Here is a 20,151-nt window from a genome sequence, read left to right as displayed (position 1 = left end):
GCCGACGCCGTCGGGGTCAGCCGTTCGGCAGCAGCACGGCCTTCATCACGCCGTCCCGCTTGCCGCGCACGAGATCGAGCGCCTCCGCTGCTCGCTCGAGCGGGAACCGGTGGCTGACGAGCTCCGCGAAGGGGTACTCCGCGCGCGCGAGCAGGCCGATGGCGGGCGTGAAGCCGCCGGCGGAGAGGAAGGACGCGACGATCTCGACCTCCCGCAGCAGAATGTCCTCGTCCTGGAGGAAGGCCACGGGCACCCGGCTGCCGATGGCGCCCGCGAGCACCGTGCGACCCCCGCGGCGGGTCATGCGCACCGCCTGCTGCTGCGCCTCGGCGACGCCGGCGATCTCGATCACGACGTCGGCGAGACGGCCGTCCAGCAGTCCGCGCAGCTCGGCGATCGGATCGTCACTGGAACGGGTGTTGATGACCGCGTCGACGCCGAAGCCGGCGCCCCGGGCGAGCCGCTCGTCGCGGGTGCCGACGAGGATCACACGGCGCGCGCCGGCCTCTCGGGCGGCGGCGGCCGCGAGCAAGCCCACGGGCCCGGGGCCGATGATGACGACGTCGTCGCCGAGCGAGACGCCGCCGCGCGCAACGCAGCGGCAGGCGACGGCGAGCGGCTCGACGAGCGCCGCGGCGTCCCAGGGGATCGCCGGGTCCAAGCAGTGCACGATCGCGCCGCGGGGTACGAACAGGAGCTCCGCGTAGCCGCCCCAGAAGCCGGGAGCCTGCGCCTGGGTCAGGCTGATCCCGTACTGGCGACCGGGGCCGCCGTTCACGACGTCGTCCTCGGCGCAGATATTGTACTCGCCGCGCCGGCACCAGTCGCAGGTGCCGCAGGGGAGCAGCATCTCGACCGCGACGTGGTCGCCGACCTCGAGCCCGCGCGCGGTGCGCGCCCGCTCGCCGATCCGAGCGACCTCGCCGACGAACTCGTGGCCGGGGACGACCGGGAACGGGTCGCCGATGTGCCCGTCGAGCACGTGGAGATCCGTGGCGCAGATCCCCACCCGGCGGACGCGGACGAGAAGGTCGTCGTCGCCGACGACGGGGACCGGGTTCGTCTGCACCTCGATCGTGCCGGGGGCGGTGAAGACGATCTGCTGCGCGGTGGTCATGAACGACTCCTCATCGAGCTCGGTGCGTGGGTGATTTCATCCTGACGCGCCGCGGCGACGGGCGCATGACCGATCCGGCCGAGGCGCCGTGCAATTCCGGCCGCGCCGGATCCGGCCGGTTCCGCGCCATCGGTCCGGCTCTTTACGATGACTACGCAACCACCGCACAACGGCGTACGAAGGGTCAACTTCCATGGAACAGTTCCATCACCGCGGCTATGTCTCGACCGATCCGCGGATCCTCCCTGCCGACGGCACCGGCATCGACCGCCCCGCGGAGATCCCGGAAGAGCTCGACGTCCTGATCGTGGGCACCGGGCCCGCCGGCATGATCGCCGCGGCCCAGCTGTCGCGCTTCCCCGAGCTCACGACGCGGATCATCGACTCCCTGGACGCCCGCCTCGAGATCGGCCGGGCCGACGGCATCCAGACCCGCTCGGTGGAGACCTTCGACGCCTTCGACTTCGCGGAGGAGATCACCGCGGAGGCCTTCAAGCTCACGTCGATGAACTTCTGGGGCCCCGATCCGGCCGACCCCTCCCGGATCATGCACACTGGCTGGGCGGCCGACGACGACCGCGGCATCAGCGAGTACGTGCAGCTGATTGTGAACCAGACGCGCGTCTACGACTACTTCGAGCGGTACATGGCGTGGTCGCCCACGCGCAACGCCCCCGACTACGGCATCGAGTTCGTCGGTCTCGAGGAGCGGCCGGGCGAGCGCCACCCGCTGCACGTCACCCTCCGGCGCACCGCCGGGGAGCGCGCCGGTGAGGAGTTCACCATTCGCGCGCGGGCCGTCGTCGGCGCCGACGGCGCGCGTTCCCGGGTGCGCAAGGCGATCGGCGGATCGCTCGTGGGCGAACCGCAGAACCAGGCCTGGGGCGTACTCGACCTGCTTGCGGTCACGGACTTCCCCGACATCCGCACGAAGTCGGCGATCGCGAACGCGCACGGCTCGATCCTCGTCATCCCCCGCGAGGGCGGACACCTCTTCCGCCTCTACGTCGACATGGGCGACGTACCGCCGGGCGGCGGCGAGGCGATCCGCAGTAAGACAGCCGACGACGTGATCGCGCTCGCGCGGCGGATCCTCCACCCCTACACGCTCGACGTGAAGGAGGTCGTCTGGTCGACCATCTACGAGGTGAACCACCGCGTCGCCGACCGATTCGACAACGGCTCCGAAAAGCACGATCCGAACGTGTTCATAATCGGCGACGCGTGCCACACGCACTCCGCGAAGGCGGGCCAGGGCATGAACGTCTCGATGCAGGACGGCTTCAACCTCGCCTGGAAGCTCGGCTACGCTCTCACGGGGATCGGCGATCGCCGACTGCTCGACACGTACCACGCCGAGCGCCGGGTCACCGCGGTCAACCTCATCGACTTCGACAAGGAGCTGTCGAGCCGCTACGCCCACGCGGAGGAGGGCGAGAGCGACATCGAGGACTTCTACGTGAGGAACATCGAGTTCGCCGCCGGGCACATGACCGAGTACGAACGCTCGATCATCGTCGGCGATGCCGGGTTCCAGGAGCTCGCCGACGGGTTCCCTCTCGGAAAGCGCTTCAAGTCCGCCCCCGTCATGCGCCGGGCCGATGCCGCGCCGCAGCATCTCGGCCACACCCACCAGGCCGACGGCCGCTACCGCATCTACGTCTTCTCCGATCGCGACGGCTTCGCCACCGATGCCGCGGTCGCGCGCTGGGCACGCTGGATGGACGAGGCCGAGGCGTCGCCCGTGAACCGATACCGGCTGCGGGAGGGGGATCGCGATGCGACCTTCGACATCAAGGTGATCGCCCAGCAGCCCTTCGACGCCTTCGCGTTCGCGGACGCGCCGGCACTCTTCCGACCCGCGGTCGGCCCGTATGGGCTCACCGACTACACGAAGGTGTTCGCCGCGATCCCGGAGGACGACGTTTTCGCGGCGCGCGGGATCAGTCTCGACGGCGCCGTGGTGATCGTGCGGCCGGATCAGTATGTTGCAGCCGTGCTGCCGCTGGTACGGCCGGAACTCGTCGGTGCATACTTCGACGGCTTCATGGTCGGCTGATCCTGCCCGCCGTCCCGTCGTGTCCCCGACACGCCTCCCAGATCGATCCTGAAGGAGCCGTCATGCCCGCCGTACCCGTTCCATCTTTCCTCCCCGACGCCTTCGCCGGGCGGACCGTGCTCGTCACCGGGGGTACCTCCGGCATCGGCCTCGCCGCGGCGGCGATCTTCGCCCGGCTCGGCGCGGATGTCGTCGCCGTCGGCCTCGGCGCAGACCGCGTCCCCGTGCCCGAGGACGTGACGCTCGAACTCCGCGAGACGGACGTGACCGACGACGACGCCCTCGTCGCGCTCGTCGCCGGCTTCGACCGGCTCGACGTGCTCGTGCCCGCCGCGGGCATCAGCCTCGGCGATCGGGAACTCGAATGGGAGAGCTTCAATCGAGTGCTCGCGATCCAGCTGCAGGCCGTCTACCGGATCGCCCAGCTCAGCCGGGACCTGCTCGCCGCGGGCGGCGGCTCGGTCGTCACGATCGCATCGATGTACTCGTACTTCGGCGGCGGGAAGCGCGCCGCGTACTCCGCGGCGAAGGGCGGTGTCGTGCAGCTCACGAAATCGCTCGCCGAGGCCTGGGCGACCGACGGCATCCGCGTCAACGCCGTGGCGCCGGGCTGGATCGACACGCCCCTGCTCGACTCGATCGAGGAGCAGGCCGTTCGCGATCGCCTGCTCTCGCGCACACCGCTCGCGCGCTTCGGGCGCCCGGAGGAGGTCGGCCAGGCGATCGCCTTCCTCGCCTCCGATGCGGCGTCGTTCGTGACGGGCACGGTGCTCCCGGTCGACGGGGGGTATCTCACGACCGGGATCTGAGCCGCGCGGGCGGGGCCGGGGAGCCTGCGTCGCAGCCGCGCAGGGCGTCCGTTCGCGAGCGGGCGGCGCCCGCCGCGCCCGCTGTCGCGCTACCTCCGGACCGCGTCGAGCGAGGACTCGAGCGCGTCGAGCAGGATCGGCAGTTCGGCCTCGCCGAAGGCGAGCGGGGGGCGGACCTTGAGCACGCTCTCGTCCCGGCCGATCCGCGAGATGAGCACGTGCCTGGCCTTCATCTCCTCGACCACGCGCTTCGCGAGCCCCGGCGCCGGCTCGCCGTCGACGGCGAAGTCGAGGCCGAGGAACATGCCCGTCCCCTTCGCCGCACGCACGAAGTCGTGCGCCGCCGCGAACTCGTCGAAGCGCGCGCGGGCCGTGCGACCCAGCGCGAGCGCCCGATCCTGCAGACCGTGCTCCGCCATCTCGAGCAGCACTGCCTCGCCGGCGGCCGCGGAGACCGGGTTGCCGGCGAAGGTGTTGAAGAACTCGTTGGTCGATCCGAAGGCGTCGAGCACCGTCTCGCTCGTGACGACCCCGGAGATCGGGTGGCCGTTCCCCATGGGCTTCCCCATCGTCACGAGATCCGGGTCGAGCCCCGCGTAGCGGTGGCCCCACATCTCGCTGCCGGTGCGGCCGAAGCCGCTCTGCACCTCGTCGGCGATCACGAGCCCGCCGGCGGCGCGGACGCGCTCGGCGATCCCCGCGGTGAGCCCCGCGGGGACGCGGGGCATGCCCTCGGTGGAGAAGAGCGGGTCGAAGAGGCAGGCGGCGACGCCGAAGCCGGTCTCCTGCAGCGAGGCGATGGCGGCGTCGAGCTCGGCGAGGGCGTCCGCGAGCACCGCGGCCTCGGGGCGCTGATCCCGATCGAGGTCCGGGATCCGGAGCGTGCGCACGTTCGGATCGAGCGGCACCGCGGTCTGCAGCCCGGTCGTGAGCCCCGCGAGCGTGATCGTGGTGCCGTGATAGCTGTAGTCGGAGACGATCATGCCCGTGTGGCCGGTGAGCTGGCGCGCGATCCGGATCGCGAGCTCGTTCGCCTCCGAGCCGGAGTTGCCGAAGAGCACCCGGTCCAGCCGCGGCTCGAAGGTGTCGAGCAACCGCTCGGCATAGGCGACGACGCGCTCGTTGAGGTAGCGGGTGTGGATGTTGAGGGTCGCCGCCTGCTCGGCGATCGCGTGCACCACCCGCGGGTTCGCGTGCCCGACGTGCGGCACATTGTTGTAGCCGTCGAGGTAGCGCTCGCCGCTCGCCTCGGTGAACCAGACGCCGGAGGCCGAGGTGAACTGCAGCGGCTCATCGTAGAACAGGGGGGAGTACGGGCCGATCGTCAGGTTGCGGCGGGCGAGAAGCTCGGCGGTCGAGGTCATGGGGTTCCTTTCGCGATGAGGTCGCGGGCGAGCCGGACCACGTGGGGGAGGACCGTCGTGGCGTGCCATTCGGCGGTCGGTTCGCCGCGCCGGTCGGCCGACCAGCCGAGGTAGGTCAGGCCGCGGGCGAGGAGCATCGCGGGGAAGGCGGCTCGGTCGGCGTCGTCGAGGGGCCGGACCGCCTCGTACCCGGCGAAGAGCGCGGCGCGGTACTCCGCTGCGCGGGGGTGGGGCGTGTAGAAGTAGAGCGCGGTGGCGAGGTCGAAGAGGTGCCAGCCCGCCGCGAAGTCGTCGAAATCGATGAGCACGAGCCCATCGGCGGTGCGGAGCACGTTCTCCGGCGTGAGATCGGCGTGGATCGGGCCGAAGCGGTGCTCCGGGGAGCCGTAGGCAGCGAGATCCTCCCGGACGCGCGCGATGGCGCGCACGACGGTCTCCCGATCCGCTCCGGCGAGCTCGGCGAGGCGGAGCGGATCGCCCCAGGCGGGCTGCGCGCCGATGAGTCCCTCGAGATCCCAGTCGTCGCGGGGCACCGCCATCGCGTAGCCGGAGCGCGCGGTCGCGTCGTGGATGCTCGCGATGAGGCCGCCGAGCGCGCGGAAGTCCTCGGGCGGGAGCACGGCCGTGCCGTCGACCGCGGTGCGCTCATCGCCGAAGTTGCCGTGGTTGGCGATGCGGCGCTGCAGATCCACCTGGTGCGGTCCGGCGCGGCGCGCGCCTCCGACGACCTGGAATCCGCGGCCGTCCGCCGCCGGGACGAAATCGGGTACGGCGACGCCCTCGCCGTGGAGCGCGCGGACGAAGTCGAGCTCGCAGGAGAGCTCGGCGTCGCTGTGGTAGCCCTGGCGATGCACGCGGAGGACGTAGTCGTCGCTGCCGGCGGTGAGCGCGAACACGACGTTCTCGCGCTGCTTGAGCAGGGCGAGCTCCGTGCCGGCGGGCAGGCCGTACGCGGCGAGCGCTTCGCGCGCCAGCGCCTCGGCCGTGGGGAGGTCGATCGGGGCCATCTCGTCCTTTCGGTCCCGGCTCGGATGCGCCGGTGCGAATATCTATACTCGGAGTATAGGAAATGATCTCTGAGTTCACAACCGATCCGCGCACGGCGTAGGCTGGGGGTATGGGAGTCGGAGCGGAACCGCGGGCCGTCGGGAGTGCCGCGCGCGTGCCGAGCCTGCGCGAACGGCGGCGCGTCCGCACGCGCGCCGAGATCGTGGAGGCGGTTCTCGCCGTCATCGCCGAGGTGGGCGAGGCGGAGCTGACGATCGGCCGCGTCACCGCGGCCTCCGGCGTCTCGCGGGGGACCGTGTACGCGTACTTCCCCGATGGCCGCGACGAGCTGCTGCGTGCCGCCTACGCCCGGCTCGGAGAGCGCCTCGTGGGGCGCACGCGGCAGGCCGTCGCCGAGGCGCACGACTGGCGGGAGCGGCTCGCCGCGCATGCGGCGGCCCTCTTCGAGCTGGCGGCTGACGAGCGGATCGGGCGTTTCTACAACGTCACGGGTCCCGCGCTCGTCGCCGGAGGACCCGAGCGGGGCATCGGCTCGGGGGCGAGCGTCGAGATGATGCAGGAGGCGATCTCGGTGGCGCAGGCCGAGGGTGGGATCGATCCGGCGGTCGACGCCGCGGAGACCGCGGTGCTCCTCGTCGGCGCGCTCCGCGAGTCGGCGATCAGGGTCGCGGACGGGTCGGGGGCGTCCGAGCGCGCCTACGCCGGCTTCCGCAGGCTCGTCGACGGCCTCGCCGCCCGCAGCTGAGTGCGATCCGGATCCTCGCCCCGGTCGGGGCACTGGCTCCGCCGCGCTCGTGCCTTCGCCGCGCCCGCACCCGCGCCCTCCCGCACCCGCGCCCTCCCGCGCCCGCGCCCGCCCGCGCCCGCCCGCGCCCTCCCGCCCCCCCCGCGTCACGCGATTCGCACGTCAGTCGTTGCGACCTGGTGGCGTCGGAACTGACATCTCCTGACGTGCGAAGAGCGGGATCTGGGTGCGGGAGCGCGGGAGACGAGTGCCGGCTGGCCGAGGCGGCCCGCGTGCGAGTGCGCCGGCGGCGTCGTGTACCCTGGACCGGTACGTAATTCGTTCATATAGCGAATCGCTTGTTCATTTATCGACAAAGGAGTCCTGAATCCCATGATGTCCGCCACCGCCCCGGCCGCACAGCGGCGTGAGCTCCGCCGCGTCGCCGCCGCCACGGTCATCGGTACCACCATCGAGTGGTACGACTTCTTCCTCTATGCGAGCGCCGCCGGCCTCGTCTTCGGCAAGCTCTTCTTCGAGCCGGCCGGAGCGCAGGCCGCCACGATCATCTCCTTCGCCACGGTCGGCGTGAGCTTCCTCTTCCGGCCGCTCGGGGCGTTCCTCGCCGGGCACTTCGGCGACCGGATCGGACGCAAGGCGATGCTCGTCATCACGCTGATCCTCATGGGTGCGTCGACCACCCTCATCGGCGTGATCCCGACCTACGAGACGGCCGGTCTGCTCGCGCCGATCCTGCTCATGCTGCTGCGCATCCTGCAGGGCCTGTCCACGGGCGGCGAATGGGGCGGGGCCGTCCTCATGGCGGTCGAGCACGCCCCCGACGCGCGCCGCGGGCGCATGGGCGCCTTCCCGCAGATCGGCGTACCGCTCGGCATGCTGCTGGCCTCCGGCGTCCTCGCGCTCATGACCGGCGTCGTGTCGCCCGGTGACGCGTTCCTCGAGTGGGGGTGGCGCGTGCCGTTCCTCCTCAGCATCATCCTGGTGGTCGTCGGCATCGTCGTGCGACGTACGGTCGAGGAGAGCCCCGTCTTCACGGAGATCGCCGAGCGCAAGGAGCGCAGCTCCATGCCGGTCGTGCAGCTCTTCGCGAAGCACGGCCTGCTCGTGCTGCTCGCCGCGCTCACGTTCGCCGGCAACAACGCGGCGGGGTACATGACGACCGGCGGGTTCATCCAGAACTACGCGACGACCCCGCTCGCCGAGGGCGGCTTCGTCGGCATGGAGCGCACGCCCGTGCTCCTCGCCGTCGCGGGCGCCTCGGTGGTGTGGCTGATCTGCACCTTCGTCGCGGGCGTCGTCTCCGATCGGATCGGGCGCAAGAAGACCTACATCATCGGCTGGGTCGCGTTCCTCGCGGTGCTCTTCCTGCTCTTCCCGCTCGTGAACACCGGGAACGTCTGGCTCCTCTTCCTCGGCCTCGCGCTGTTCTCCATCGGCAACGGCTTCACGTACGGGCAGCAGGCCGCCTACTTCGCGGAGCTCTTCCCTGCCTCGATCCGCTATTCGGGCGTCTCGATCACCTACGCGATCGGCGCCATCCTCGGCGGTGCATTCGCCCCGATGATCTCGGCATGGCTCGTCGCGGCTACGGGCACCTCGACCTCGGTGGCGTACTACATCGGTGCCGTCATGGTCGTCGCGTTCGCCGCGACGCTGCTCCTGCGCGACCGCACGGGGATCGACCTCGGCGCGGACAACGAGGGGGCGCAGCAGCGCGGCCATTTCGTCTGGCAGAAGTAGCGCCCAGGCGCCGCTCTCGGCGCTGTTCTTCCCCGAACGGCCGTCCCTTCTTTCGGAGGGGCGGCCGTTCCTGCGTGTGCGCGCCGTCCGTGGCGGCCCTCCGCGCGGTATCGGCCGCCCCGCGCGCGACCGGCGGCGTGCCGCCGTGTCCCGCTCCGCTCTGGCCTGCGGGCCCCTTGCCATTCTGCGCCGCCGTTTCGCCCTCTGCCGTCCGCCCTGCGCCGTCCCGCATTGGCTCTCAGTTGCCCCGCGCTGCCCCGCTATGGCTCTCAGCTGCTCCGCCCCGCTCTGCTCATCTCTCCCGCGCCGCTCGCCCCGATTCGGGTCACTCCGGCAGGGTTGCCCGGATCAGGGTCGTTCCCGCAGGGTGCTGAGATTCCGAACCCTGCCGAAGTGACCCGAACTCTCGCATGAGAGCCGCGGCAGCGAGGCGTGGCAGCGAGGCGTGGCAGCGGTCACGGCCGCTGCAGCGGCAGAAAGGCGCGGGGACTCGCGCGGGCGGGTGGGACGCCCAGGCGAGGAAGGACCCTGCGCAGGACGAGAAGCCGAGGTCTACGCGCTGTTTCGCACGTCAGTCGTTGCGACTTGAGGCGCCGTGAAGTCGCAACGACTGACGTGCGAAGAGACGGAGGTGGAAGGGCGAAGGCGGAGGTGGCGACGGAAGGATTGAGGTGGAGACGGAAGCACGGAGTCGGAGTCGGAGTTGGAGGCGAAGGGGCGAAGGCGAAGGGGCGAAGGCGCAGGTGCGGGGGGCGGGGGCGCGGGCAGGAGAGCGCCGGGCGGCGGGACGAGAGGAAGCGCAGAGGGTCGGGCGGAAACGGAACGCCTAGAGCGCGTCCAGGAAGTGCTCGACGGCGGCGCGCGTGCGGGCGGTGCGGTCGGGCGCCGGATCGAAGTCGCCGAGGAACACGTTGCCGAGCGCGGCGGTGAGCACGCCCTGGGCGGCGACCTCGTGCATCTCGGGAGCGAGGTGCGGTTTCGCCACGGCGATGAGCTCGGCGAGGCGCCTCCGCGCGGAGGAGTACGCCTGCGTGAGCACGGCGGCGATCTCGGGAGTCGTCCGTGCCAGGTCCACGAAACCGAAGACGATCGCGTTCTCCGCGCCGGTCGCGGCGAAGACCTCGCCGAAGAGGTGGTCGACGGCCCCGTCGAGATCCTGCACCTGCCCGGGGAGCACGGCGAGCGCTCCCTGGTCGTCCGCGTAGAAGGCCCGGGCGGTGTCGAGGAGCAGCTGGTCGCGGTTCCCGACGAAGTGCCGCACGTGTCCGCGGGACATGCCCGCGGCGTCGGCGATGCGGTCGAGCGTCGTGCCGCTGATGCCGTGCTCCACGATGGTGCGCAGCGTCGCGTCGATGATCTGCTCGCGACGCTCGTCGGCGACGGATGGGCGTGCCATGGGGTCCTCTCCGGTGCGGGGTGGTGCGGATGGTTCGGGGTGGTGCGGATGGTTCGGATGGTGCGGGGCTGCGGGATGGTGCGGGATCGTGCGGGATCGTGCGGGGCTGCGGGGTAGTGCGGGGTAGTGCGGGATGGTGCGGGGCTGCGGGAAAGCTCGGGATGCTGCGGGACGGTACGGGACGGAACGGGGTGTTGCGGGGTGGATCGGGACGGCGCAACCCCTCGAAGCCTCGGGGCCCCGGAACCCCGAGAGCTCCCGAGAATTCTCGGGAACTCGCGGGAATCGTGCAGCGCGGCGGCCGGGGTCGGCGACCCCGTCGCGCCGGGCCCGTCCTCGAAGACTAGCGAGAAAATCGCGGCTTGCAAAAATTGTCTAGTCAGACTTGACTAAATACTGGATCGCATCGTACGGTGGCTCCACCGGCGGCGTCCGGGAGGATCGGCGAACTGCGGATCCTGCGATCCACGCGTCACGAAGGAGCGACATGGCGGACTACCAACGACTCGGCCCGGCCCCGGTAGGGGAGCGGGCACGCGAGGAGCGCGTGCGCACCCGCGACGGCGTGCACCTCGCCACCGATGTGTACCTCCCCTTCGACGCGGCGGGCGTCCCCGACGGGTCACCGGGGGACACGGTGCTCATCCGACTGCCCTACGACAAGAACGGCGAGTACACCTTCATTCCGCTCGTCGCCGAGTACCTCGTCGCCCACGGCTATCGCGTGGTCGCGCAGGACGTGCGCGGCAAGTTCCGTTCCGAGGGCGAGGCGCTGCTCTTCGTCAACGAAGTGCGCGACGGCGCGGACACGCTCGATTGGATCGTCGCCCAGTCGTGGTCGAACGGCCGGGTCGCGATGTGGGGCGACAGCTACTACGGCTACACGCAATGGGCGGCTGCGGCGAGCGGCCATCCCGCGCTGCGGGCCATCGCGCCCCGCGTGACCGGCACGGGGCTCGGCGAACCGGTGCGACGCGCCCCGGGGGATCGGGTGCGCGCGGTGGAGATGGGGATCACCAACATGTACCCGCTCACCCACTTCGCCGGCAACGACACCTTCCACTGGGAGCCCGATTGGTCCCGTCGCGACTTCGCCGTGCAGGCGGAGGCGTTCCAGAGCTGGGCCGGAAGCCGATCGATCTCCTACGACCAGTGGGTGCCGCATCCGGTGACCCTGCCCCGCTTTCCGAACGGGAGCCCGTTCGCGGGGCGCTCCGTCCCCGTGCTGCACACGATCGGCTGGTGGGACAACTGCGCTCCGCTCTCCTGGGCGGACGTCGCCGAGATTCGCCGGCGCCCCGGGTGGGACGCGCACCACTACCTCCGCATCGAATCCATCGACCATGAGAACTACCGGCTCCACGAGGCCCCGGGAGACCGCACGCCCGAGCGCAGCGAGGCGCAGATCCGGGCGCTGCTGCCCGCGATGCTCGACCCCGCGCTCGACTTCTTCGCGGTGTTCGTGCGCGGCGAGGGCTCCCCGGCCGACATCCCCCGCGTGGCGTGGAGTCTCGCCGGCACCGACGAGGAGCGCATCGCCCCGGCGTGGCCTCCCGCGGGGACCCAGCGGGTCACGCGCTACGCCACGGCGGAGGGCGGCCTCGCGGCGGAGCGCCCCGACGGGGAGGCCGAGTGCAGCTGGGTGCACGATCCCGAGGATCTCGTGCCGTCGAGCGCGCCCGATGCGTTCTCCTACCTCCTCCATCTCCCGGACGAGGCGCCGATCGGCGCCCGCGAGGACGTGCTGGTCTTCACCGGCCCCCCGCAGCCGGCCGATGCGGACCTCGCCGGCCCCGTCGCCGCGCGCGTCCGCGTGCGATCCACCGGCCCCGTCCTGGACTGCTTCGTGCGGCTGCTCGACGTCTCCCCGGACGGAACCGCGCTCCGCATCGCGCGGGGGCAGCAGCAGCTGCACGACGCCCAGGAGCCAGGCACCCTCGAGATCGACCTCGGCCACGTCGGGTACCGGCTGCGCGCCGGGCACCGCCTCCGGGTCCACGTCTCGAGCAGCGATTACCCCGAGTTCCTGCCGCAGCCGGGCACGGGCGGGGATCCGTGGACCGAGGGGATCGACACCGTCCCGAACACCCAGACCCTCACGATCGGCGGCGCCGAGGCGCTCGCCCTCGACCTTCCCGTACTGAACGGAGTCCTCGCATGACCGCCGACGCCCCGCGCACGGACCCCGCGGTGCTCGCCGCGCTGCCTGAGCCCCGCCTCGAGTTCGTCTTCGAGATCCGAGCGACGATCGCGCCGGAGTACCGCATCGGCCGCGGCGCCGACGAGGCGTTGAGCTTCACCCCGGTCGTCGGCGGCAGCGTCGACGGTCCTGCGCTTCGCGGCGAGGTGCTCTCCGGCGGCGGCGACTGGGCGGTGACCCGCTCCGGCACCGCCCAGCTCGAGGCGCGCTACCTCATCCGTGCGGATGACGGCGCCGTCATCGACGTGCTGAACCGCGGCTACTTCCGCGCCGCGTCGGAGCTCCTCGACCGCATGGAGGCGGGGGAGGACATCCCCGAGGCGACGCCGGGGCTGTACTTCCGCACGGCTCCCGTGTTCCAGACCGATGCGCCCGCGCACCGCTGGCTGGCCGAGCACCAGTTCGTCGGCCTCGCCAGAGACGACCGCGGCCAGGTGTGCATCCGGATCTTCGTCCTGCGCTGATCCGCCCCGCGGAGCTCTGGCCCGCGACGCCCCATCCGGCTGCCCGTCCGGCGGCCGCCGCCGAAACCCCTCAGGACCCCGCACGACCGCATCCGCCCCATCGACGAGGCGCCTGCGCACCCGAAAGGACCCACGATGACCCGCATCGCACCCACCGCCGTGCTCGCGCTCGGCGCCGCCGCCGCGCTCGCCCTCACCGCATGCGCCCCCCGTGACGGCGGGGGCGGCGGAGAGGCCCTCGCCCCGCCGGAGCTCGTCACCGCGCTCCCCGCGGCGACGACCCCCGTCGACGAGGTGACCTGGTCGATCGTCGAGGGCGAGCCCGCGACGCTCGATCCGGTCTCCTCCGCCAACCTCATCATTCCGAACCTCTGCGACAACCTGCTGTCGCTGCAGCCCGACTTCTCGGTCGAACCGGGGATCGCGACGAGCGCGGAGTGGGCGGATCCGACGACCTTCGTCATCGAGCTGCGCGACGACGTGACGTTCTGGGACGGCTCGCCGGTCACCGCCGAGGACGTCGTCTACAGCCTCGAACGCAACCGTTCGCCCGAGTCGCAGTGGTTCAGCGCGTTCGCGCTCGTCACCGGGATCGCGGCGAGCGGTCCGCATGAGGTCACGGTCACCTTCTCCGCACCCGACTCGACCTTCCGCGATGCGCTCGCGGGCCAGGGCGGCGCGGTCATGAGCGCCGCGTTCGGCGCCGGCGCCGGCGACGGCCTCGGCACCTCCGAGGCCGGACTGATGTGCACCGGGCCCTACGAGCTCGCCGCCGACGGCTGGACGCCGGGCAGCGAGATCGTGACGACCGCGAACCCCGACTACTGGAACGGCGCCCCGCTCGTCGACACTCTGAGGTACGTCTTCGTCTCGGACGCCTCGACGCTCGCCACGGCGCTCACCGAGGGCGAGATCGACGGCGCGCTCAACGTCTCCCCGAGCTCCCGCGCCGCCTTCGAGGGCGAGGGCGCGGGCCGGCTCGTGGTCGGCCCGTCGACGGCGTCCTACAGCTTCGGCCCGGCGAGCGCCGAGGGCCCCGCGGCCAATCCCGACATCCGTCGCGCGCTGAGCCTGGCGATCGATCGCGAGCAGTACATCGACACGGTGCTCAACGGCCTCGGCGAGGTGCAGCGGACGATCGTGCCCGAGTTCACCTTCCAGGAGCTCTCGGCCGCCGACGTCTACCAGGAGGGCTACGATGCGCTCGCCGCGCCTGGGGTCGACCTCGACACGGCGACGCAGCTCGTCGAGGACAGCGGCGAGGACGTGAGCGAACCGCTCGTCTTGGCCGTCCCCGCCGGGGCGACCGAGTTCAAGAACACCGCGCAGATCGTGCAGAGCGCCGCGAAGCAGATCGGGCTCACGATCGAGATCGATGAGATGCAGGCCTCAGACTTCGGCGCGATGTTCTACGACGCGAGCGCGCGGGAGGGGATCGACCTCGTCGCCACCCAGGGCTACCTCGAGACGCCTGGCGTGCTCGGCTACCCGAGCCTCTTCATGCTGCCCGAGGAGCTCGGCGGCGTCTTCAACTGGAGCGGGTATGCGAACGCGGACGTGACGGCGCACATGCAGGCCGCGCGCACCGCGACCGACGAGCGCACGGCCGCGCAGGAGTTCGTCGCCGCGCAGGAGATCTTCGCCCCCGACATGCTGCAGGTGACGCTCGCCGGCGCGTACCAGCTGAGCTACGTGAACGACGGCCTCACCGGGATCACGAGCTCCGTCGCCATGTACAGCAGCCCGTGGGCGCTCCACCTCGGCGGCGAGTAGCGGACCGCGCGGGGAGAGGACGATGACGTGAACGGATGGCTCATGCGGACGCTGCTCGGCAGGATCGGCGGCCTCGCGCTGACGCTCTTCCTGGCGAGCGTGGTGATCTTCTCGGCGCTGCTGCTCACCCCGGGCGACCCCATCGCGGCGCTCGCCGGCGGGGCGAAGCCCACGCCCGAGCTCGTCGCGCAGATCCGGGCGGAGTACCACCTCGACGATCCGATCTGGGCGCGGTACCTGCAGTGGCTCGGCGGCGTCCTCACGGGCGACTTCGGGCGGTCCTTCGTGTACCAGACGGATGTGCTCGGGCTCATCGCCCCGCGCTTCGCGGTCACACTGCAGCTCGTCCTCCTCACCGTCGTGATGATCCTCATCGCCGGGGTCGGCTCGGGCATCCTCGCCGCGACCCGCGGGCCGGCCGTGGATCGCGCGGTCGGGCTCCTCACGGCGCTCGGCATGGCGCTGCCCACCTTCGTCGTCGCGATCCTGCTCATCTGGGTGTTCGCGAAGTCGCTCGGCTGGTTCCCCGTCTACGGCGAGGGGGCTCCCGGACTCGACCGCTTCTGGCATCTCGTCCTCCCTGCCGCGTCCCTCGCCGTCATGTTCATCGCCTACATCAGCCGGGTCACCCGCAGCTCGCTCGTGGCCCAGCTCCATTCGGAGCACGTCGAAACGGCTCGGGTGCGCGGGATCCCGCGGGGCCGGATCTTCCGCGTGCACGTCTTCCGCAACGCGGCCCCGCAGATCCTCGCGATCTCCGGCACCACGATCGCGGGGCTGTTCGCGGCCGCGGCGATCGCGGAGCAGGCCTTCGGCCTCGGCGGGATCGGCTCGCTGCTGACCGAGGCCGCGGCCCGCAAGGATCTGCCGGTCGTGCAGCTGGTGTCGCTGCTGCTCGTGACCATCTTCGTGGTGCTCAACGCGGTCGCCGATCTCGTGAGCGCACTCATCGATCCCGACAGCGTGAACGCAGGGAGGCCGGCATGAGCGTCGCACAACTCGCGGGCGGCCGCGTCCCGCGCACCGCCAGGCGCGCGGCCCGGAAGGACTGGCTGTTCCGTACCGCCCTCGTGGTGTTCGGGATCATCGCCGCCGCGGCCGTCGCCGGCCCCTGGATCGCCCCCTACGACCCGACGGAGCTCTACGTCGGCGACGTGAACGGCATCGGCTCGCCCGCCCATCCGCTCGGCACCGACGACGTGGGCCGCGACATCCTCTCGCGGGTGCTCGAGGGCGCCCGCACGAGCGTGATCGCGCCCATCGCGGTCGTGCTGCTGTCGACGCTCCTCGGATCGGCCCTCGCGATCGCGGCGGCCTGGTTCGGCGGGATCGTGCGGGGCACGATCGCCCGCGTGATCGACGTGATCTTCGCGATCCCCGGGCTCGTGCTCGCCGTGCTCGCCGTCGCCATGTTCGGCAAGGGCGTGCTCGCCCCCGTCATCGCCCTGTCCATCGCCTACATCCCCGTCGTCGCGCGCCTCACGCAGACCGCGGCATCCCGAGAGCTCGGCGCTCCGTACATCGCGGCGCTGCGGGTCCAGGGGGTCTCCGGGGCGGCGATCTGCTTCCGGCACCTCGTGCCGGCGCTCGTGCCCGTCGTCGCCGCCCAGGTCGCGGTCGGCTTCGGCTACGCGATGCTGGATCTCGCGGCGATCTCCTTCCTCGGGCTCGGGGAGCAGCCGCCCGCCGCGGACTGGGGGACGATGATCGCGAGCGGGCAGGCCGGCATTCTCGCGGGGGCGCCGGAGCAGTCGCTGTACCCGGCGATCCTCGTCGTCCTGACCGTGCTCTCCGTGAGCATCATCGGGGCGCGCATCACCACCTGGGCAGAGGAGAAGGAACGATGACGGCACCCGTGCTCGCGCTCGAGGCGCTCAGCATCCGGACCCCGGACCGCGCGCTCGTGCACGACTGCACGCTCGAGGTCGGGGCAGGGGAGGCCGTCGGCCTCGTCGGCGAGTCGGGTTCGGGGAAGACCCTCTCGGTGCGCGCCGTCGCGGGGCTCCTGCCGGCCGGCTTCACGACCGGCGGCGCGGTGAGGATCCTGGGACGCGACATCGCGGAACTCCCGACGGGCGAGCTGCGCGAGCTGCGCGCGCGCCGCATCGGCATGATCTTCCAGACCCCGCGCGCGCATCTCAACCCCCTGCGCACCATCGGGGACTTTCTCACCGAGGCGCAGGTGACCGTCGGCGGGGTCTCACCCGACGCCGCCGTCCGACGCGCTCGCGAACTCCTCGACGAGGTCGGCATCAACGACCCCGGCCGGCGGCTGCGGCAGTATCCCGCCGAGCTATCCGGAGGCCTCCTGCAGCGGGTCATGATCGCGGCGACGCTCGCGATGGATCCCGAGATCCTGCTCGCCGACGAGATCACGACGGCGCTCGATGTGACGACGCAGGAGGAGGTGATGGCGGTGATCGGCGAGCTGCGGCGGGACCGGCGGCTCTCGATGCTGTTCATCACGCACGATCTCGCGCTCGCGGGCGCCGTCTGCGACCGGGTCGCCGTCATGCGCGAGGGGCGCACCATCGAGACCCTCGCCGCCGCGACCATGCGGCGCGACGCCCGCGCGGCCTACACGAGGACCCTCATGTCCGCGTCCCTCGACTCGGGCGTCCCCGGCACCGCCGCAGCGGCGGCTCCGGAATCACCGGCCGCCCCGACTGCCGGATCGCGGCCGATTCTCGAGGTGGCGGGGCTGCGCAAGTCCTTCCGCGTCCGCAGCGCGAGCGGAGGCGGGCGCGAGGACTTCATCGCCGTCGACGACGTGGCCTTCGCGCTCGACGCCGGCGGCTCGCTCGGCATCGTCGGCGAGTCGGGATCGGGCAAGTCGACCACGGCCCGCATCATCTGCGGTCTCGAGCGCGCCGACGCCGGCGTCGTGACCGTCGCGGGCGCCGATTGGAGCCTCCCCGCGCGGGGCGGCGCCGAGCGGCGCGTGCGCGCGAAGACCGTCCAGATGGTCTTCCAGGATCCGTACCAGTCGCTCGACCGCCGGCAGAGCGTCCGCCAGTGCCTGCGCGAGGCGATCCGCGTGCACCGCCGAGCTGCGGCCGCGGCCGAGATCGAAGCGCGGATCGCCGAGCTCATGGCGCAGGCGCGGCTCGATCCCGCGCTGCTCGACGCCCGCCCGCGGGCGCTGTCAGGCGGGCAGCGGCAGCGCGTCGCCATCGCCCGCGCGCTCGCCGCGGATCCCGAGATCATCGTGCTCGACGAGGCGGTCTCCGCGCTCGACGTGACCACGCAGGTCGAGATCCTCACCCTGCTCGACGGCATCCGGCGGGAGACGGGCGTCGCGCTGCTCATGATCACCCACGACCTCACGGTGATCCGGCGACTGTGCGACCGGGTCGTCGTGATGCGCTCCGGCCGCGTCGAGGAGGCGGGCACGGCGGCGCAGATCCTCGACGCACCCCGCGCCGAGTACACTCGCGAACTGCTCGACTCCATTCCCCGGGAGGGATGGACACCCCGCCGCCGGCGGCTCGGCCGCACCTCGGCGATCCCGATCCGCACCGGCCCGCTCCCCGCGGGCCTCCCGAACGACGACATCCCCACGACAGGAGCGACGACATGACCCAGGCACTCCCCGCAGACCTCTGCATCGTCTCCGGCCGGGTCTTCGACGGCCGCGTCCGCACCGGCGGCACGGCCGTCGCGGTGCGGGGCGAGCGCATCGTGGCCGTCGGCGACGACGCGCGCATCCTCGCGCTGCGCGGCCCCACGACGCGCGTCATCGACGTGCGCGGCGGACTCATCGCCCCCGGGTTCGTCGACGCCCACGTGCACGCCGCCTTCGCCGGCGTCGAGCGGCTGAGCCTCGACCTGAGCGGCGCGCGCGATGTCGAGGAGACGCTCGCGCTGATCGCGCGGGCCGCCGCCGCGGCGCCGCCGGGGGAGTGGCTCACCGGAGGCGGCTGGAGCCACGAGCTGTTCCCGCACCCGACGCGCGCCGTGCTCGACGAGATCGCGCCGGACCGGCCCGTGGCGCTGTCGGACGCCGGGCACCACACGCTGTGGGTGAACTCGCGCGCACTCGCGCTCGCGGGCATCACGCGCGACACCCCGCAACCGCGCAACGGGCGCGTGCACACGGACGCGTCCGGAGAGCCGACCGGCTACCTCAACGAGACCGCGGCCGAGCTCGTGGGGCGGGCGATCCCTCCCGCCGGCGAGGACGAGATCGTCGCCGGGCTGCTGAACGCCCAGGAACATCTCTGGTCGCTCGGGATCACCGGCTGGCACGAGGCGATTCTCGGGGAGTACAACGGCAAGGCCGATTGCTCGGCCGCCTACGTCAGGAGCATCCGCGAGGGGACGCTGCCGAGCCGCGTCTCCGGGGCGCTGTGGATCGCCCCGGGCCTGCGCGGCGCTGAGGTGCCCGGCCTCGTCGAGCGATTCATCCGCCTGCGCGCAGAGCACGCCGCGGCGGGCTTCGCGACGGGCACGGCGAAGGCGATGATCGACGGGGTGCCGCACGGCGGCACGGCAGCGCTCCTCGAGCCGTACTGCGCCCACGGCGACGTCGACGCCTCGGAGGCCGGGGCTGCCGGGGATGCCGGGGGTGCCGGGGACGTCGGGGAGCTGCACTTCGAGGAGGAGGCGATCCGGGAGTTCGTGACCCGGCTCGACGCCGCGGGCTTCGCCCTGCATCTGCACGTCATGGGCGACCGCGGGGTGCGCGTCGCCCTCGATGCGATCGAGGCGGCCCGCGCCGCGAACGGCCCGGGGCCCCGCCACCACATCGCCCATCTGTCGATGATCCACCCGGAGGATGCGGCGCGCTTCGGCCCGCTGGGGGTCACGGCCAACATGCAGGCGCTCTGGGCCGCGCCCGATCCGCACGTCGTGCCCATGATCGGGGAGGAGCGGATGCGGCGCGGCTACCCGTTCCGCGCGCTCGCCGACGGCGGAGCCGATCTCGCCATGGGTTCCGACTGGCCCGTCTCGCCGCCGGACCCGTGGCTCGCGATCCACGTCGCCGTGAACCGTTCGTTGCCCGAGCCGCCCGGGCAGCCCGGGGAATCGGGCGCGGCCGAGGGAGCCGCGGCGCCGGAGAGCAGTCCTGAGGCCCCAGGCGGCAGTCGCGAGGCCCCGGGGAGCAGTCGCGAGGCGCCGGGCGACGGTTCCGAGGCGCCGAGCGACACGTTCGATGGACTTCCCGAGGCGCCGGGCGACGCGCCCGACGTGCTCGATGCCGGGCAGGCGCTCACCCTCGCCGAGGCGCTCGCGGCGTACACGAGCGGCTCGGCGGAGCTCGTGCTCGGCGATTCGGGCCGTGTGCGGGTCGGCGAGCGGGCCGATCTCGCGATCGCCGATCGCGACCCGTTCGCGGGGCCCCGCGAGGCGATCATCGCCACGCGAAACGTCTGCACCGTGGTCGCGGGACGCGTCGTCGCCGGTGATCCCGGCCCATCCGCCGCACCCGCTCCCGCCCCGCCAGCCTGCTGACCCGCCGGACCCGCCGCCCGCC

General features: G+C 72.2%; 15 protein-coding genes. 11 read left to right on the top strand and 4 right to left on the bottom strand.

The window, feature by feature from the left end; translation table 11 throughout:
- Positions 1–16: 16 nt before the first annotated feature.
- Complete coding sequence (locus MUN78_RS09620) at positions 17–1,117, bottom strand: zinc-dependent alcohol dehydrogenase (RefSeq protein WP_244726063.1); 1,101 nt, start codon at positions 1,115–1,117, stop codon at positions 17–19.
- A 193-nt stretch (positions 1,118–1,310) separates the two neighbouring features.
- On the opposite strand from MUN78_RS09620, the gene MUN78_RS09615 reads away from it, so the two are divergent.
- Both MUN78_RS09615 and MUN78_RS09610 read left to right on the top strand, forming a co-directional pair.
- Positions 1,311–3,176 carry an FAD-dependent monooxygenase gene (locus MUN78_RS09615; RefSeq protein ID WP_244726061.1) on the top strand — a complete coding sequence of 622 codons (1,866 nt, stop codon included), beginning with the start codon at positions 1,311–1,313 and terminating at the stop codon, positions 3,174–3,176.
- 62 nt (positions 3,177–3,238) lie between these two features.
- The gene (locus tag MUN78_RS09610) at positions 3,239–3,985 is read left to right on the top strand and encodes an SDR family NAD(P)-dependent oxidoreductase (protein WP_244726060.1); all 747 of its coding nucleotides are present in this window, start codon (positions 3,239–3,241) and stop codon (positions 3,983–3,985) included.
- Positions 3,986–4,074: 89 nt separating this feature from the next.
- Here MUN78_RS09610 and MUN78_RS09605 read toward each other — a convergent pair whose 3' ends face one another.
- Positions 4,075–5,349: an aspartate aminotransferase family protein gene (locus MUN78_RS09605; RefSeq protein ID WP_244726058.1), complete on the bottom strand. Its 1,275-nt coding sequence runs from the start codon at positions 5,347–5,349 to the stop codon at positions 4,075–4,077.
- Entirely contained in the window at positions 5,346–6,356 is a 1,011-nt protein-coding gene (locus MUN78_RS09600) for a phosphotransferase enzyme family protein (protein WP_244726056.1), read from the bottom strand. The genes MUN78_RS09605 and MUN78_RS09600 overlap by 4 nt, the downstream gene beginning before the upstream one ends.
- A 110-nt stretch (positions 6,357–6,466) precedes the next feature.
- On the opposite strand from MUN78_RS09600, the gene MUN78_RS09595 reads away from it, so the two are divergent.
- Complete coding sequence (locus tag MUN78_RS09595) at positions 6,467–7,102, top strand: TetR/AcrR family transcriptional regulator (protein WP_244726055.1); 636 nt, start codon at positions 6,467–6,469, stop codon at positions 7,100–7,102.
- A 375-nt stretch (positions 7,103–7,477) separates the two neighbouring features.
- Entirely contained in the window at positions 7,478–8,842 is a 1,365-nt protein-coding gene (locus MUN78_RS09590) for an MFS transporter (protein ID WP_429952322.1), read from the top strand.
- 826 nt (positions 8,843–9,668) lie between these two features.
- On the opposite strand, the gene MUN78_RS09585 is transcribed toward MUN78_RS09590, so the two are convergent.
- Entirely contained in the window at positions 9,669–10,238 is a 570-nt protein-coding gene (locus MUN78_RS09585; protein WP_244689469.1) for a TetR/AcrR family transcriptional regulator, read from the bottom strand.
- Positions 10,239–10,725: 487 nt separating this feature from the next.
- On the opposite strand from MUN78_RS09585, the gene MUN78_RS09580 reads away from it, so the two are divergent.
- From MUN78_RS09580 to MUN78_RS09550, 7 genes are all read left to right on the top strand, one after another.
- A complete protein-coding gene (locus tag MUN78_RS09580) occupies positions 10,726–12,399 on the top strand; it encodes a CocE/NonD family hydrolase (protein WP_244726051.1) in 1,674 nt (557 codons plus the stop codon).
- Positions 12,396–12,902, top strand: coding sequence for a DUF3237 domain-containing protein (locus MUN78_RS09575; protein ID WP_244726049.1), 507 nt, complete (start codon positions 12,396–12,398; stop codon positions 12,900–12,902). The genes MUN78_RS09580 and MUN78_RS09575 overlap by 4 nt, the downstream gene beginning before the upstream one ends.
- A gap of 135 nt (positions 12,903–13,037) precedes the next feature.
- On the top strand, positions 13,038–14,675 hold the full coding sequence (locus MUN78_RS09570; protein WP_244726047.1) for an ABC transporter substrate-binding protein: 1,638 nt from the start codon (positions 13,038–13,040) through the stop codon (positions 14,673–14,675).
- A 27-nt stretch (positions 14,676–14,702) separates the two neighbouring features.
- Positions 14,703–15,662, top strand: coding sequence for an ABC transporter permease (locus tag MUN78_RS09565; RefSeq protein ID WP_244726046.1), 960 nt, complete (start codon positions 14,703–14,705; stop codon positions 15,660–15,662).
- Positions 15,659–16,522, top strand: a complete 864-nt coding sequence (locus MUN78_RS09560; RefSeq protein ID WP_244689459.1) for an ABC transporter permease — start codon at positions 15,659–15,661, stop codon at positions 16,520–16,522. The genes MUN78_RS09565 and MUN78_RS09560 overlap by 4 nt, the downstream gene beginning before the upstream one ends.
- The gene (locus MUN78_RS09555) at positions 16,519–18,255 is read left to right on the top strand and encodes an ATP-binding cassette domain-containing protein (protein WP_244726044.1); all 1,737 of its coding nucleotides are present in this window, start codon (positions 16,519–16,521) and stop codon (positions 18,253–18,255) included. The genes MUN78_RS09560 and MUN78_RS09555 overlap by 4 nt, the downstream gene beginning before the upstream one ends.
- Entirely contained in the window at positions 18,252–20,129 is a 1,878-nt protein-coding gene (locus tag MUN78_RS09550) for an amidohydrolase (RefSeq protein WP_244726042.1), read from the top strand. The genes MUN78_RS09555 and MUN78_RS09550 overlap by 4 nt, the downstream gene beginning before the upstream one ends.
- Positions 20,130–20,151 lie beyond the last annotated feature (22 nt).

This window comes from Leucobacter allii, from assembly GCF_022919155.1.
GTDB classification, from domain to species: domain Bacteria; phylum Actinomycetota; class Actinomycetes; order Actinomycetales; family Microbacteriaceae; genus Leucobacter; species Leucobacter allii.
Note: the sequence above shows the minus strand (reverse complement) of the source record. Positions and strands in the feature narration are given on the sequence as shown.

What these genes read in the sequence shown, in the direction of transcription:
- MUN78_RS09550 (WP_244726042.1), top strand. Translation starts at nt 18,252, where the DNA reads ATGACCCAGGCACTCCCCGCAGACCTCTGCATCGTCTCCGGCCGGGTC.
- MUN78_RS09555 (WP_244726044.1), top strand. Translation starts at nt 16,519, where the DNA reads ATGACGGCACCCGTGCTCGCGCTCGAGGCGCTCAGCATCCGGACCCCG.
- MUN78_RS09600 (WP_244726056.1), bottom strand. Translation starts at nt 6,356, where the DNA reads ATGGCCCCGATCGACCTCCCCACGGCCGAGGCGCTGGCGCGCGAAGCG.
- MUN78_RS09575 (WP_244726049.1), top strand. Translation starts at nt 12,396, where the DNA reads ATGACCGCCGACGCCCCGCGCACGGACCCCGCGGTGCTCGCCGCGCTG.
- MUN78_RS09615 (WP_244726061.1), top strand. Translation starts at nt 1,311, where the DNA reads ATGGAACAGTTCCATCACCGCGGCTATGTCTCGACCGATCCGCGGATC.
- MUN78_RS09585 (WP_244689469.1), bottom strand. Translation starts at nt 10,238, where the DNA reads ATGGCACGCCCATCCGTCGCCGACGAGCGTCGCGAGCAGATCATCGAC.
- MUN78_RS09595 (WP_244726055.1), top strand. Translation starts at nt 6,467, where the DNA reads ATGGGAGTCGGAGCGGAACCGCGGGCCGTCGGGAGTGCCGCGCGCGTG.
- MUN78_RS09620 (WP_244726063.1), bottom strand. Translation starts at nt 1,117, where the DNA reads ATGACCACCGCGCAGCAGATCGTCTTCACCGCCCCCGGCACGATCGAG.
- MUN78_RS09590 (WP_429952322.1), top strand. Translation starts at nt 7,478, where the DNA reads ATGTCCGCCACCGCCCCGGCCGCACAGCGGCGTGAGCTCCGCCGCGTC.
- MUN78_RS09570 (WP_244726047.1), top strand. Translation starts at nt 13,038, where the DNA reads ATGACCCGCATCGCACCCACCGCCGTGCTCGCGCTCGGCGCCGCCGCC.
- MUN78_RS09560 (WP_244689459.1), top strand. Translation starts at nt 15,659, where the DNA reads ATGAGCGTCGCACAACTCGCGGGCGGCCGCGTCCCGCGCACCGCCAGG.
- MUN78_RS09605 (WP_244726058.1), bottom strand. Translation starts at nt 5,349, where the DNA reads ATGACCTCGACCGCCGAGCTTCTCGCCCGCCGCAACCTGACGATCGGC.
- MUN78_RS09610 (WP_244726060.1), top strand. Translation starts at nt 3,239, where the DNA reads ATGCCCGCCGTACCCGTTCCATCTTTCCTCCCCGACGCCTTCGCCGGG.
- MUN78_RS09580 (WP_244726051.1), top strand. Translation starts at nt 10,726, where the DNA reads ATGGCGGACTACCAACGACTCGGCCCGGCCCCGGTAGGGGAGCGGGCA.